The sequence below is a fragment of the Isoptericola cucumis genome (assembly GCF_014635665.1).
GTDB classification, from domain to species: Bacteria; Actinomycetota; Actinomycetes; order Actinomycetales; family Cellulomonadaceae; genus Isoptericola; species Isoptericola cucumis.
In genome coordinates, this window is the sequence record NZ_BMDG01000015.1 from 55908 (window position 1) to 70571 (window position 14664).

At 73.4% G+C, this 14664-nt stretch carries 12 protein-coding genes; 5 read left to right on the forward strand and 7 right to left on the reverse strand.

The features are described from left to right. Positions 1 to 29: 29 nt before the first annotated feature. Together IEW03_RS18365 and IEW03_RS18370 are read right to left on the reverse strand one after the other, a co-directional pair. The gene (locus IEW03_RS18365; protein ID WP_188525164.1) at positions 30 to 392 is read right to left on the reverse strand and encodes an NADH-quinone oxidoreductase subunit A; all 363 of its coding nucleotides are present in this window, start codon (positions 390 to 392) and stop codon (positions 30 to 32) included. Between the two features lie 144 nt (positions 393 to 536). Continuing rightward, positions 537 to 1850 carry a geranylgeranyl reductase family protein gene (locus IEW03_RS18370; protein ID WP_188525165.1) on the reverse strand — a complete coding sequence of 438 codons (1314 nt, stop codon included), beginning with the start codon at positions 1848 to 1850 and terminating at the stop codon, positions 537 to 539. A gap of 267 nt (positions 1851 to 2117) precedes the next feature. Between IEW03_RS18370 and IEW03_RS18375 the strand changes: the two genes are divergently transcribed. Beyond that, positions 2118 to 2312: a hypothetical protein gene (locus IEW03_RS18375; protein ID WP_188525166.1), complete on the forward strand. Its 195-nt coding sequence runs from the start codon at positions 2118 to 2120 to the stop codon at positions 2310 to 2312. 40 nt (positions 2313 to 2352) lie between these two features. Here the strand turns inward: IEW03_RS18375 and IEW03_RS18380 are convergent, their stop codons facing one another. Continuing rightward, complete coding sequence (locus IEW03_RS18380; RefSeq protein ID WP_188525167.1) at positions 2353 to 3048, reverse strand: demethylmenaquinone methyltransferase; 696 nt, start codon at positions 3046 to 3048, stop codon at positions 2353 to 2355. A 252-nt stretch (positions 3049 to 3300) separates the two neighbouring features. On the opposite strand from IEW03_RS18380, the gene IEW03_RS18385 reads away from it, so the two are divergent. The 3 genes from IEW03_RS18385 (at position 3301) to IEW03_RS18395 (ending at position 7695) form a co-directional block, all read left to right on the forward strand. Then, positions 3301 to 4659: an 8-oxoguanine deaminase gene (locus IEW03_RS18385; RefSeq protein WP_188525168.1), complete on the forward strand. Its 1359-nt coding sequence runs from the start codon at positions 3301 to 3303 to the stop codon at positions 4657 to 4659. Positions 4660 to 4770: 111 nt separating this feature from the next. Then, on the forward strand, positions 4771 to 6264 hold the full coding sequence (locus tag IEW03_RS18390; RefSeq protein WP_188525169.1) for a nucleobase:cation symporter-2 family protein: 1494 nt from the start codon (positions 4771 to 4773) through the stop codon (positions 6262 to 6264). Positions 6265 to 6306: 42 nt separating this feature from the next. Then, complete coding sequence (locus IEW03_RS18395) at positions 6307 to 7695, forward strand: isochorismate synthase (protein ID WP_188525170.1); 1389 nt, start codon at positions 6307 to 6309, stop codon at positions 7693 to 7695. Positions 7696 to 8030: 335 nt separating this feature from the next. Here IEW03_RS18395 and IEW03_RS18400 read toward each other — a convergent pair whose 3' ends face one another. The 3 genes from IEW03_RS18400 to IEW03_RS18410 form a co-directional block, all read right to left on the reverse strand. After that, entirely contained in the window at positions 8031 to 9119 is a 1089-nt protein-coding gene (locus IEW03_RS18400) for an IS110 family RNA-guided transposase (RefSeq protein WP_188525171.1), read from the reverse strand. Between the two features lie 372 nt (positions 9120 to 9491). Next, positions 9492 to 11162, reverse strand: coding sequence for a DUF6114 domain-containing protein (locus IEW03_RS18405; protein WP_188525172.1), 1671 nt, complete (start codon positions 11160 to 11162; stop codon positions 9492 to 9494). Between the two features lie 19 nt (positions 11163 to 11181). Continuing rightward, positions 11182 to 11772 (reverse strand): DUF6230 family protein, encoded by a 591-nt coding sequence (locus tag IEW03_RS18410; RefSeq protein WP_188525173.1) that lies wholly within the window; start codon positions 11770 to 11772, stop codon positions 11182 to 11184. A gap of 153 nt (positions 11773 to 11925) precedes the next feature. Between IEW03_RS18410 and IEW03_RS18415 the strand changes: the two genes are divergently transcribed. Beyond that, a complete protein-coding gene (locus tag IEW03_RS18415) occupies positions 11926 to 12540 on the forward strand; it encodes a TetR/AcrR family transcriptional regulator (protein WP_188525174.1) in 615 nt (204 codons plus the stop codon). A 73-nt stretch (positions 12541 to 12613) separates the two neighbouring features. Here IEW03_RS18415 and IEW03_RS18420 read toward each other — a convergent pair whose 3' ends face one another. Further along, positions 12614 to 14509: a S1C family serine protease gene (locus IEW03_RS18420; RefSeq protein WP_188525175.1), complete on the reverse strand. Its 1896-nt coding sequence runs from the start codon at positions 14507 to 14509 to the stop codon at positions 12614 to 12616. Between the last annotated feature and the right edge of the window lie 155 nt (positions 14510 to 14664).

Here is a 14664-nt window from a genome sequence, read left to right on the forward strand (position 1 = left end):
TCCCCGCCGTCGGCGGGGGGGGTGGGTCGTCAGACCCAGTCGAAGCCGCCGCGCCTCCACTCGTAGACGAACGGGACCGTGATGAGAGCCAGGAACGCCAGCATCGCCACCAGCCCGAACCCGGCGAGCACCGTGAAGTCCACGGCCCACGGGTAGAGGAAGACCACCTCGATGTCGAAGACGATGAACGTCATCGCGACCAGGTAGTACTTGATGGGCAGCCGCCCGCCGCCGTCGGCGAGCGGCGTCGGCTCGATGCCGCACTCGTAGGCGTCGAGCTTGGCCCGGTTGTACCGCCGGGGCCCGATGACGGCGCTGGCCGCCACGCCCCCGAGGGCGAGGACGGCGGCGATCCCCATGAGGACCAGCACCGGGACGTACGGATTGGTCATCGTCCCCTCCTGACCTGCGCTCGCATTCCGACCACTTCCTTGTGCTCGTCGTGACTCATGCTCCGCCGCTTCCGCCCGATCGCTGCGGTGCCTCGCTCCGGCACATCTCGTCCCTCGACGTACCTCCGCGGGGGCTCCTCACGCTCATGCAGCTGGCACCACCCTCGTGAGCCCCGCGATGACCCGGTCGACCCAGTCACCGCCCCGCGGCTCGTAGGAGTCGGACAGCAGCTTGAGGACGAACCGCATGACGACGGGCCGCGGGAGCCCGTACCGGACGGCGGCCCGCATCACCTGCGGGTGCTCGATCAGCCGCACGAACCACCGGCCCAGCGTGTAGTAGCCGCCCAGGTCGGCGCGCATGCGGTCGGCGTAGGTGCCGAGCGTGCGCTCGCGGGAGTCGTCGGTGGCGCGGGTGCGGGCCTGGGCGATCGCGTCGGCGGCGACCCGGCCGGCCTGCAGCGCGTAGGCGATGCCCTCGCCGTTGAACGGGCTGACCATGCCCGCCGAGTCGCCCACCAGCACCGCGCCCCGCGAGTACAGCGGGCTGCGGTTGAAGCCCATCGGCAGCGCCGCACCGCGGACGGGGCCGGTCTGGTTCTCGGCGGTGAACCCCCACTCGGCCGGGCTGTTGCGCACCCAGGTGTCGAGGATCGCCCGGTAGTCGTTGCCGGCGGCGGACTGCCGCGCGGGCGTCGAGCTCACGGCGCCGAGGCCGACGTTGGCCGTGCCGTCGCCCAGGGCGAAGATCCAGCCGTAGCCGGGCAGGAGGGTCGACGCGCCCGGGGCGCCGTCCCACAGCTCCAGGTGGGACTCCATCCACGGGTCCTCGTGCCGGGGGGTGCCCTCGGTGCGGAAGTACGTGCGCACCGCGGTGCCCAGCGGCCGGTCGTCGCGACGGGTGATGTCGAGCGCCGTCGCGAACCGGGAGGAGACGCCGTCGGCCGCGACGACGACGGGTGCCCGGAACGTCGTGGCGGCGCCGTCCGCACGACCGCGGGCGTCGAGCGGCTGCGCGGTGACGCCCACGACGCGGCCGGAGCGCTCGTCGAGCAGCGGGCCGGTCACCTTGGTGCGCTCCAGCAGCTTGGCGCCGCTGGCCTGCGCGTGCTGGGCGAGGCGCTGGTCGAGCGTCATGCGGGCGCGGGCCATGCCGTAGCCGGGGTAGGACGCGAGGTCGGGCCAGGGCAGCTCCCACGACCGGCCGCCGGCCACGACCCGCAGCCCGCGGTTGCGGATCCAGCCGTCCTCGGCCTGCGTGCCGACGCCCATCCGGGCGAGCTCGGCGACCGCGCGAGGCGTGAGGCCGTCGCCGCACACCTTGTCCCGGGGGAAAGCCGCCTTCTCGAGCAGGAGCACGTCGAGGCCGGCGCTCGCGCACCAGTGCGCCGTCGACGCACCGGCCGGCCCGGCGCCCACGACGATGACGTCGGCGACGTCCTCGCGGCCTGCCCGCACCTGCTCCACCTCCGCTCTCCGAGCGCCCCCGGCGACGGTGCCGGAGTCGACTTGTGAACCTCATCACAACTCTTGCGTGCACTCTAGTCACGTTCGCCCCGCGATGTGTAGGAAGGTTTGCCTTCCTTCGCCGCCGCGGGCCTGACCTCGCGTGTCGCAGCGTGCGCCCGGGCCGTGCGGCGCCTAGCGTCGGCGACCACGGCACTCGTCGCGGCACCTGCCACGACGCCCGCGGAGTCATCCACCACACATCAGGAGGCGCACGGCATGAAGGCTGGACCGGCATTCGTCATCGGGGCCACGCTCGGGTACCTGGTCGGCACCGAGAAGGGCCGCCAGCAGCTCGACCGCGCCAAGGGCTGGGCCACCGAGACGTGGAACGACCCGCGCGTCCAGGCCAAGGTCTCCGACCTCTCGGCGACCGTGACCGACTTCGCCAAGGAGCGCTCCGCCGGAGCCTGACGCCCCGCCGCCCCGGCACCCCGGCGAGGTCGGCACGCCCTCAGGCGGGGCGGGTGCCCCGGTGCAGCGCGACGATGCCGCCGCTGAGGTTGCGGTAGGCGACGTGCTCCCAGCCGGCGTCGAGCATGCGGCGGGCGAGCGCCGGCTGGTCCGGCCACGCGCGGATCGACTCGGCGAGATAGTCGTACGAGCCGCGGTCGCGGGTCACGGCGCCCGCGATCACGGGCAGCGCGCGCATCAGGTACTCCTGGTACACCACCCGGAACGGCTCCCAGGTGGGCGTCGAGAACTCGCAGACGACCAGCCGCCCGCCCTGCCGCACGACCCGCAGCATCTCGCGCAGCGCCGCGTCGGTGTCGACGACGTTGCGCAGCCCGAAGCTGATCGTCACGGCGTCGAAGCTCGCGTCCGCGAACGGCAGACGTGTCGCGTCGCCCGCGACGAACGACAGGTCCGGCCGCCGCTGCTTGCCGACCTGCAGCATCCCGAGGCTGAAGTCGGAGGGCACGACGAGCGCGCCGTCGTCCGCGAACGGCTCGCTTGAGGTGCCCGTGCCGGCCGCGAGGTCGAGCACGCGCTCCCCCGGCAGGGCCGCGACCGCGTCGACGGTGGCCCGGCGCCAGCGCCGGTCCTGCCAGAGCGAGGCGATGTCGTTGACCAGGTCGTAGCGCGTGGCGATGCCGTCGAACATCGATGCGACCTCGGCGGGTTGCTTCTCCAGGCTGGCGCGGGACATGGGCGTCATCGTCCCACGCGGACGCCGGCGGCCGGCCTCCCGACGGTCGTCCCCGGGGTCGTCCCGACGGTTGTCCCGGACGGCGGAGCGGGCTAGCGTCGGCGGTCGACGACGGCGTCCGCCGTCGGTCCCTGGATCGGCAGACAGGCCCACTGAGCCGGCGCACGCGGCGCCGCACGGCCTGGGTCCGTCGGCAGGAGTCGCCATGAGTCGGCACGGGCCGGCCGGCACCGGCGCCGCCAGGAGGCACCGATGACCACGACCTGGATCCGCAACCCGCTGGGCGTCTTCACCGCCGACGACGCGCCCGACGCCCCCGACGCGCGTGGCGGCCTCGTCGTGACCGACGGGGTGATCACCGAGCTGGTGGCCGCCGGCGGGCGGCCCGCCACTGCGCCGGACGAGACCGTGGACGCGTCCGAGCACGTCGTCACGCCCGGCCTGATCAACACCCACCATCACTTCTACCAGACGCTCACCCGCGCCTGGGCGCCCGTGACGGACGCCCCGCTGTTCGGCTGGCTGCAGCGCCTGTACCCGGTGTGGGCACGCCTGACGCCGCGCGACCTGGAGCTCGCGACGTCGGTCGCGCTCACCGAGCTGCTGCTGTCCGGGTGCACCACGGCCGCCGACCACCACTACGTCTACCCGTCGGGCCTCGAGGAGGCCGTCGACGTGCAGGTGGACGTGGTGCGCCGCCTCGGGGTGCGCGCCACGCTCACCCGCGGGTCGATGTCCCTGGGCCCGGACGACGGCGGCCTGCCGCCGCAGTCGGTGGTGCAGGACGCGGACGTCATCGCCGCCGACTGCCGGCGCGTGGTGGAGAGGTACCACGAGCGCGGCGCCGGCGCACAGGTGCAGGTGGCCCTGGCACCCTGCTCCCCGTTCTCGGTGACGACCGAGGGCATGCGGGAGGCGGCCGAGCTCGCCGAGGAGCTGGACGTGCGGCTGCACACCCACCTCGCCGAGACGATCGACGAGGAGGAGTTCTGCCGTGAGCGCTTCGGGATGCGCACGGTGGACTACCTGGAGTCGGTGGGCTGGCTGACGGACCGGACGTGGCTCGCGCACGGCGTCCACTTCGACGACGGCGAGGTGGCACGGCTGGGCGCCGCCGGCACCGGGGTGGCGCACTGCCCGACGTCGAACATGCGGCTCGCCTCGGGCACCGCGCGCGGCGTGGAGCTGGAGGACGCGGGCGTGGCGCTCGGCCTGGGGGTGGACGGGTCGGCGTCGAACGACGGGTCGAACCTGGCCCTCGAGGCGCGCCAGGCCCTGTACCTGCAGCGGCTGCGCTACGGCGCGCAGCTGCCGGTGACCCGCGCCCTGGGCTGGGCCACGCGGGGGTCGGCGCGCGCGCTGGGCCGGGACGACGTCGGGGTCCTCGCCGTCGGCAAGCAGGCCGACCTCGTGATGTGGCGCCTGGACGAGGCCCGGTTCTCCGGGGCGCACGACCCGGTGGCCGCGCTGCTGCTGTGCGGCGCCGACCGCGCGGACCGGGTGATGGTCGGCGGCGAGTGGCGCGTGCGGGACGGCGAGGTCGTGGGGCTGGACGTGCCCGCGCTGCTCGTCGAGCACCGGGAGGCGGCACGCAGGCTCGTCGCGGGCTGAGCGGCGGCGGTCGAGGGTTGACACACGTCACGCTTGCCGGTCGAATAGTGGAACTCTTCTTCCGAAGCGCGAAATGCCATCGAAGAACGCCAGCGAACAAGGAGGTCCGCTATGGCCAGGTCGGACAGACGTGCGACGACGACCCCGGCACGCCCCGAGGACGAACGGCTGCCCCTCGGGGCCACGTTCGGCTACGGCTTCCAGCACGTGCTCACGATGTACGGCGGGATCATCGCCCCGCCCCTGATCGTCGGCGGGGCGGCCGGCCTCACGGCCGCCGAGATCGGCACCCTCGTGGCCGCCTCCCTGTTCGTCGGCGGGCTCGCGACGATCCTGCAGACGGTCGGCATCCGGTTCTTCGGCTCCCAGCTGCCGCTGGTGCAGGGCGTGTCGTTCGCCGGCGTGTCGACGATGGTGGCCATCGTCGGCGGGGGCGGCGGCATCCCGGCGATCCTGGGCGCCGTCATCGTCGCGTCGGCCGTGGGGTTCCTCATCACCCCGTTCTTCGCCCAGATCATCCGCTTCTTCCCGCCGGTGGTGACCGGCGTCGTCATCACGACGATCGGGCTCACCCTCATGCCCGTCGCGGCCAACTGGGCGATGGGCGGCGCGGAGGACGCCCCCGACTACGGCTCGGTGGGCAACGTCGGCCTCGCGTTCGGAACGTTCGCGATCGTCATCCTCCTGTCCAAGGTCGGCTCGGGGGCGGTCTCGCGCCTGTCGATCCTCATCGCGATCGTCGCCGGCACCCTGATCTCGATCCCCCTCGGGATGGCGGACTTCGCCGGTGTGGGCGACGGGCCGATCTTCGCGTTCCCGACCCCGCTGGCGTTCGGGGCCCCGACGTTCGAGGCCGCGGCGATCGTCTCCATGCTCATCGTGATCCTGGTGACGCTGACCGAGACGACGGCGGACATCATCGCGGTCGGGGAGATCGTCGACACCAAGGTGGACCGCAAGCGCATCGCGAACGGCCTGCGCGCGGACATGGCGTCGTCGTTCGTCTCGCCGTTCTTCGGCTCGTTCACCCAGTCGGCGTTCGCGCAGAACGTCGGCCTCGTGGCGATCACGGGGATCAAGTCGCGCTTCGTGGTCTCCGCCGGCGGCCTCATCCTCGTCGTGCTCGGCCTGCTGCCCGTGCTGGGGCGCGTCGTCGCGGCCGTGCCGACCCCCGTGCTCGGCGGCGCCGGCGTGGTGCTGTTCGGCTCCGTCGCGGCGTCCGGCATCCGCACGCTGGCCAAGGTCGACTACGCCAACTCGATGAACCTCGTCATCGTGGCGGCGTCGATCTCGTTCGGCATGATCCCGATCGCCAAGCCGGACTTCTACGACCAGTTCCCCACGTGGTTCGCCACCATCTTCCACTCGGGGATCAGCTCGGCCGCGCTCATGGCCATCCTGTTGAACATCCTGTTCAACCACATCAAGGCGGGCACGCCGGAGAACCCGTCGGTCTTCGCCAAGGGCACGGGCCGCACGGCCGTCGGCGACGACGACCTCGCGGACCTCGCCGACGACGGCGTCCTCAACCGCTCGGTCGGGCGGGTCGCCGCTCCCGCCGCCGAGAGCGACACCCCCGCGGCCGACGCCGAGCGGCCACGCTGACCCGGCGGGGGCGTGGCGGCCCGTCGGCGTACGCTTGAGCCGATGTCCGCCACGCCCCTGCCGGCGCCACGCCCCCTCCCGGGCGCACCCGCCGGCCACGCTCCACTCCCGCTCGTCGTCCGCAGCACGCGGATCGACGACCTCCCGGGCGGCCTCACCGCACTCGTGGACCTGCTGCCGGACACCCGGCCGCTGAGCTGGGTGCGCCGCGGCGGCGGCATCGTCGGCTGGGGCGAGGCGCTGCGGTTCGACACGTTCGGCCCCGGCCGGTTCGCGGACGCCGAGTCCGCCTGGCAGGCCACCCTGGAGCGAGCCGTCGTCCACGACGACGTCCGGCTGCCCGGCACCGGCCCCGTCGCGTTCGGCACCTTCGCGTTCGACGACTCGGGCCCCGACGACCAGGCGGACACCGCCGACAGCCCGGCCCGCCCGGACGGCACCCTGGTGGTCCCGCGGGTCGTGGTCGGGCGCCGGGGCGGCGTCACGTGGATGACGACCGTCTCGACGACCGGCACCCTCGACGCCGTCCCCGGGTCGGTCGCCCTGCGCGGCACGCACGTCGCGCCCGTCACCGCGCCGGGCCGCGTCACCGCCACCGACGGCGCGGTCGCGGCCGAGGACTGGCCCGCCGTCGTCTGCGAGGGCGTCGCCCGCATCCAGTCCGGCGAGCTGGAGAAGGTCGTGCTGGCGCGCGACGTCGTCGCCACCGCCGAGCGTCCCGTCGACCCCCGCTGGCTGCTGGGCCGCCTGGCCGACCGCTACCAGGCCTGCTGGACCTTCTCGGTCGCGGGGATGGTCGGCGCCACGCCCGAGCTCCTCGTGCGCAGCGAGAAGGGGCTCGTGACCTCCCGCGTGCTGGCGGGCACGATCCGCCGCGAGCCCGGGATGTCGGACGACGACGCCCTGCTGCACGCGGCCCAGCTCGCGCGCTCCTCCAAGGACCTCGAGGAGCACGAGTACGCGGTGCGCTCGGTCGCCGCCGCGCTCGAGCCGTTCTGCACCTCCATGAACGTGCCGGACGCCCCGTTCGTGCTCCACCTGCCCAACGTCATGCACCTGGCCAGCGACGTCACCGGAGTCCTCGACCGGGCCGTCGGGCCGGTGCGGGCGCCGTCGTCGCTCACGCTGGCGGCCGCGCTGCACCCGTCCGCGGCCGTGTGCGGCACGCCGACGGTCGTGGCCCGCGACCTCATCCGCGAGATCGAGGGGATGGACCGGTCGCGCTACGCCGGGCCGGTCGGCTGGGTGGGCGCCGACGGCGACGGCGAGTGGGGCATCGCGCTGCGCTCGGCCGAGCTGTCCGAGTCCGACCCGCGGCACGTGCGGCTCTTCGCCGGCTGCGGCATCGTCGCCGCGTCCGACCCGCAGGCGGAGCTGGCGGAGTCCGAGGCCAAGCTCGAGCCCATGCGCTGGGCCCTGCGCGACGACTGATATGTAGGCCTGTTCTGTCAAGTGGCAGGGTGAAGCACCCGCCTCGGACTGGTTGTTCGGGGCGGGTGCTTCTCTTGTGATCGCGCCCGTTGTGCTGGTGCAGCGTGTCGTTGTCGACGCGTGGTCAAGACTGATATGCGCGGGTTGGTTACCGCATGACGGGGTTTCGGCAGGAGCGGGACCATCGGGTGTCTGAGGTCGAGCGTGGCCCCTGTGCTGGGGCTGCTCACAGCCGTTTCGTGGGTCGCTCCTCGCGCTGCGCACGAGCGTCGGGGCGTGATGACAAGTCTGGTTGCCACCCCCATGGAAAAAAGAGGGGGTGCTTCAGGGGTGTTTCAGTCCTCGAGGGTGGCCAGTGACCAGCACCAGCCGGCGATCTCGCGGGCGATCGCGGTGGTGGCCACGGTGTGCTTCTTGCCGCGGGCGTCGAACTGGGTCCAGCGGTGGTGCAGGCGCCGGTTGGCGAGGTCGGCGCGTTCGCGCGCGGCGGGCGGGGCGGTGTTCCAGCGTTCTTGCAGGACTCTGCCCACGACGTAGCGCGGCTTGTGCAGCCAGGCGGACTCGACCAGGAGGCGGCGGGCGTGGGTGTTGCCGGCCTTGGTGATCCCGCCCTGGCGGCGGGTGCCGCCGGAGGAGTGCTCGGACGGGGTCAGGCCGCAGAAGGCTCCGATGCTCGAGCCGGTGAAGCGGGTCCAGTCCCCGATCTCGACCGCCAACGCGAACCCGGTCAGGGTCGCGATCCCGCGCAGGCAGCACAACCGCCTCACCACGGGCGTGAACGAGCAGTCCGCGGCCAGGAGCCCGATCTGCGCATCGAGGCGGTCGCGTCGGGCTTGCAGGTGGGTGACGAGCTCGCGGGACTCGGCGAACGCGATACGGGTGCCAGAGTGGGTGAACCGGATGCTGTTCATCCACTGCTCGTGCGCGCCGGTCCACGCGCGCCCGCCGGCATAGACGTGCCCGTGGCGCAGCAGCAGCTTGCCCAGCCGGTGACGGGCCGACATCAGGTCGGATCGGTTGTCGAACCGGAGACGGACCAGATCACGGGCCGACTCCTGCTCGATCGTGGGCACGACCACGCCGGCCAGGTCATCGACCCTCAGCAGGCGAGCGAGCAGGCGCGCATCCCGGGCGTCGGTCTTGACCCGGTCCCCAGGCGCCCGGTTGATCTTCGACGGCGCCGCGACCACACACCTGATGCCCGCACCGGCCAGGCTGCGGGCCAGGCCGAACCCGGTCGGGCCGGCCTCGTAGGTCACCGCGACCGGGCCGGGCAGCCGAGCGATCCAGTCCATGACCGGCCGGTAGTCCTCACCCGGGCTCAAAGTCTGCTCGAACAACTCGCCCGTGGCCGTGTCGATCGCGCTCGCCCGCACAGATCGTGCGTGCACGTCCAGGCCGACACTCGTACGCTCGGTGAACACGGGGCCTCCTATGAATGTGGATAGGCCGGGCAGGGCAATCTGCTCGACAACCCACGACTTTCATAGCGAGGCCCCGCCCGCGCGACCCGGGACCACCCCGGGACGCACTCATACCGTCTGAGGCGGAGGTGCAGCGCAGGGTGGGGGCCGAGGGACGAGGCACCCGCCCGCAGCGGAACCGCAGACTCAGGCGTCAGACAGCACGACTGAGGCGGAGGTGCAGCGCAGGGTGGGGGCCGAGGGACGAGGCACTCGCCCGCAGCGGAACCGCAGACTCAGGCGTCAGACAGCTCGACTGAGGACCCGAGCACGAGAAGGGCGTCGCCCGTTCCGGCGACGCCCTTCACTGCCTGGCCCGTGCTGCGCGGGGGGCTACTCCTGCCAGACCTGCTCGCGGAAGTCGGACCAGACCTGGACGTCCGACGTCGCGCCCATGAGCCCGATCCGGGCGTCGACCAGGGCCAGCAGGATCTCGACGAGCGACGCGCCGTCGGCGATCTGCCCCCCCAGGTCCGCGAAGTCCTCCCCGTCGGGGAGGTTCGCGTGGATGGAGGAGATGTACATCTGGGCGTTGCCCTCCATCGACACGTAGTCGGCGTTCGTCACCGTGCCGCCGAGCGTCTCGCCGCCGAGGGCGTAGGTCTTGAGCCAGAACCCCGGGACCTTCACCGAGTCCACGGAGATCTTGAGGGCGTCACGCCGCGGGCCGTCGGTCGAGACCGGGACGTTCACCACGCTGATCCCGTTGAGGCCCGTGAGCGGCAGCTGCAGGTCGCGCGTCTCGAGCTCGCCGTCGAGCGAGAAGACGTTCTCGTCCTCCGGCACGCCGCAGTCGCCCGGGAGGCTGATGTTGATGTCGAACTCGCCGCCGAAGGTGATCCGCGCGCACGGGCCGAGCTCGAGCGTGGCGGCCTCCTTCACATCCTCGCGGGCCTCCTTCTGGGTCGTCGGCCCGTCGCCGTCCTTGCCCTTCTCGCCCTTGTCCTTCTCGCCTGGGTCCGTCCCGTCCTTCTCGTCGCCGCCGGCGTCCTTGCCGTCGGTCGTGCCGTCGTCTCCCGGCTCGAGGATCCCGTCGTCGGCGCTGCCCGCGGCGTCGTCACCCGCTCCGGCGTCACCGGCACCGTCGCCCGTGCCTGCGTCCTCGCCGCCCGCGTCGGCGGGGTCGTCCGTCGCCGACGGCGACGGGCTGGGCTCGGCCTCGTCGCCCTCGCACGTGACCGACTCGATCCAGTCGAGCGGGTCCCAGCAGACGTCCGAGGCCAGCGAGCCCGCCTGCGGGGCGCCGGCGGCGGGGGCCGCCGGCAGCGCCGGGGTCACGAGGGCGAACGCCGCGACGACGGCCACGGCCGCCGAGCGACGGGCCGGAGTCTGGTCGCCGGACCGGGGGCGGACGTCCTCGGCACCGTTCTCGGGCTCGTGCTCGTCGCCGAACGGCAGCAGCTCGTCGAACGCCCCCGAGAGCGCGGGGTTGTCGGCCCGCGGCTCTCCCTCGGGGCGCTCGGCCGGGTCGGCGGCGGAGGCCGCCGCGTCCCGGGGCATCCAGGAGACGGCGAGGATGCCGCCGACGACGCCCAGGACCATCCCGATCCCGAACCCACCGAGGTTGACGCCGAGCAACGAGTAGACCGAGATCGCGAGCGTGATGACGCCGTAGAACACCCGGAACTGCGGCTGCACGATCAGCAGCACGCCCAGGGCGACGAGCGCCACGGGCAGCAGCGTCGACTGCATGCCCTCGATGCCGAGCTGGATCTCGAAGCTGTCGAGCTCCAGGCGGCCCGAGAAGTACAGCACCAGGCCGGACAGCACCGCCAGGACGCCGCCGGCGAACGGGCGTTCGCGCCGCCACGCGGCGAACCGCGCGCGACGCGTGGGCCCGGCGGCCGTCGCGGTGCCGGCCTCCGGCACCTCGACCTCGGGCACCTCGGCCGCGGGGACGTCGGCCGCGGGGACGTCGGCCGCGGGCGGGTCGGCAGCCCGCGGCCCCTCGGCGTCGGGCTGCCCGGAGGCGGACCCCGGCGGCGGGGTGTTCTCGTGGCTCACGTGGGGTCTCCCGTACTGCTCAGAAGCACTCGGTGCCGTCGGAGATCTGCAGGTGCAGGTCCGTCAGCTTGAACACCGCCGCGGACGTGCTCGACGAGACCTGCTTGAGGTTCTGGATGTCGATCGCGTCCGAGTCCATGGCGAAGTCGCCCTCGCTGCCGTGCGCCTTGGTGTTCACCGTCGAGGCGTCGACACCGATGCGGATGTCGCCGAAGGTGGCGGTGCCGCGCAGGTCGCTCATGCCGATCTGCAGGTCCGTGGCCTTGACGGGGTTCTCCGGGTCGGTGCCCGCGGAGATGAGCAGGCCGAGCGGCATGCCCGGGACCTTCACGGACTGGCACAGGTTGTTCAGCGTCGCGTCCTTGATGTTCGCGATCGCGACGGGGTGCACCTTGCCCTGGGCGTCCTTCGCCTCGCCGGCGTACTGCGAGAACCCGGTGCCCTCGAGCGAGTCGGCCGCGATCTTGAACTGCTGCCCCGAGATCGCCATCGACACGGGAACGGCCCCCTGGGCCACCCCACCCATCAGGACGCCGATGACAGCCACGGTCGGGACCGCGGCGAGCGCGGCACGACCGCGCCGCGTGCGCGTCAGTGCGCTGAGCTTCATTTCCCCTCCACAGTCGAACGGGCGACCCCTGCGTCGCCGATGCGTGGCGACGGTACGCCCGTTACTGAGGCAACGTCAATAGGAGTCCAGGGCGCGTCGGTCGACCAGGGCAACATGCCTGGTGGCGTGCCGAACGGGCCATATGCTCGGCACATGGCAGCCGCGCGACGCACCCGGATGAGCCCCGACGAGCGCAAGCAGCAGCTCGTCGCCCTGGGGGTCGCGGCGCTGGCCGACCGCCCGCTGGAGGCCGTCACCGTCGAGGACCTCGCCGCGCAGGCCGGCGTCTCCCCCGGGCTGGTGCACTACCACTTCGGCAGCCGCCAGGGGCTGCACTCGGAGATCGTCCGCACGGCCCGCGACGCGATGCTCCACGCGACCGAGCCCCGCGCCGACCTGCCGCCCCGCGAGCGGCTGCGCGACACCCTCGACCGGTTCGTCGTCTTCGTGGCCGCGCACGACGCGACCTTCTACTCCCTGGTGCGCGGCGCCGCGAGCGGGGACGAGCGCGTGCGCGCCACCATCCAGCACGCGCGCGACGTCCTCGCCGGCCACCTGCGCGACGCGTTCCAGGAGATCGGCGTCGCACCCACCCCGCTGCTCGAGGTCGGCCTGCACGCCTGGATCTCGTTCGCCGAGCAGGCGCTCGTCGAGGCCGCCACGGACCCGCGCGTCCCGCCGGAGGAGCTGGCCGACTTCCTGGAGCGCAGCGCCCTGGGCGTGGTCGCCGCGCTGCACTCCGCCCCGCGCCCCGGCACCGGCTCCTGACCGGCCCGGCTCCTGACCGGCCCGGGCGCACGAGGGCCCCGCCGGAAAGAACTCCGGCGGGGCCCTCGTCCGGTCAGTTGCCGCTGCCCTCGCCCTGGAGCAGGTCCTCGAGCCAGCCCGGGAGGTTGTCCGGCTGCGACGGGTCGGAACCCTGCGAACCGTCCTGGTCCTGGCCCTCCTGACCCTGGCCCTGCCCCTGGCCCTCCTGGCCCTGGCCGGCCGTCTCCGGCTCCTCGCGGACCGCGAGGGTGACGTCGACCGTGCTCGTCTCGTCGCCTCGGACGTAGGTGAGCCGGACCTTCTGGGAGGCGTCCTTCTCCCGCACGTGAGCCGTGAGCGACTCGGCGCCGTTCACCGAGTCGTCGTCGATCGCCACGATGACGTCGCCCGGCTTCAGCCCCGCCTCGGCGGCCGGCGACCCGGGCGTGACCTCCACGACCTCCGCGCCCCGGCGGGTGACGCCGTCCGACGTCGCGGTCCCGTCCGTCATCGACACACCCAGGAAGGCGTGCTCGGCCGTGCCGTCCGCGATGAGCTGGTCGGCGATGTTCGCCGCCAGGTCGACCGGGATCGCGAAGCCCAGACCGATCGACCCCGACTGGCCGCCCATCCCGCCCGACAGGGTGGCGATCGACGACGTGATGCCGATGACCTGCCCCTGGGAGTTGAACAGCGGACCGCCCGAGTTGCCCGGGTTGATGGCCGCGTCGATCTGGATCGCGTTGGTCACCACCGCGGTGCTGCCGTCCTCGCCCGACGCCGACACGGGGCGGTCGAGGGCCGACACGATGCCCGTGGTCGCCGTGTTCGCGAGCCCGAGCGGGTTGCCCACCGCGAGCACCGGGTCGCCGACCACGACGTCCTCGGACGTGCCGAACGACGCGGGCTTGAGGTCGTCCGGCGCCTCCTTGATCTGGACCACGGCGAGGTCCGTCGTGGGGTCCGTCCCGACGATCGTCGCCTCGAACAGCCGGCCGTCGGCGAGCGACACCTGCACGACGTCGTTCTCGGCGCCGGCGACGACGTGGTTGTTGGTGAGCACGTGGCCCTTGTCGTCGAGGACGACGCCGGAACCTTCGGAGTTCTGCGTCTGGATCGCGACGACCGACGGCGCGACGGCGTCCGTCACGGCCTCCCAGTCCGGGGCGCCGTCCGACGAGCTCGACACCGGCGCCTCGTCCGTCTCGCGGTCGCCGCCCACGTCGGCGAGCGACGACGGGCTCGAGTCGTCGAACGCGCCCGTGGCGGCGGCCGTGCCGAGGCTCGCGAGCAGCGCCGCGCCGAGCGCGGCGGCGGTCACCGGCACCCAGACGGAGCGCTGACGGCGCTCGGCCGCCGGCGCCGCGCCGGCGGGCGAGCCGTGCTGGCCGGGGCCGCCCGGGCCGGGCGCGTACGGGTTCTGCGGGTGCTGCCCGTGCTGGGCCTGCTGTCCGTGCTGGGCCTGCTGTCCGTGCTGGGCCTGCTGCCCGTACGGCTGGCCGTAGGCGCCGTGGCCGTACGGGGGCTGGCCCTGCTGTCCGTACTGCTGGCCGTGCTGCTGGCCGGGCTGCTGGCCGGGCTGGTGCCCGTACGACTGGCCGTAGCCGCCCTGGCCGTGCTGGCCCTGCTGCCCGTAGGGCTGGCCGGCCCCGGCGTACGGGGCCGCGGGCGCCGCCTGCCCGTACCGGGGCTGGGGTGCCTGCGAGGACGTCGCCTGCGGCGCAGCGGGCTGCGGCGCCGTCTGCCGGGTGTCGTCCGGCCCGGTCGCCGGGAGCTGCTGCGTGGCCTGCTCCTGCGGGTGCGGGGTACGGCCCGGCTCCTGGCGCAGCTCGATCCGCTGCGTCGGCTGCTCGGCGCGCGCGTCGTCCGCACGGCTGTCGGGGGTCGCCGCGTCGTGGCCCTCGGCGCGCTCCGGGGTGCGGTCTGCCTGCTGGTCGGGTCGGTCCGCGCCCGACGGCTGCTGCGGTGCGCCCGTGTTGTCGGTGCTCATGGTGCCCTCCTCGTACCCTCTCGAAGTGTGGCTCCACCTCATCACGCCACCCTGGTGCACGCCTTGGCCGAACCTGTGAAGTCCCTGGGCGGCGCGTTCGCGCTGGTCCGACGGGGTGCGCCGGGGCCGGGCCGGCCGCACGTCCACGACATCCG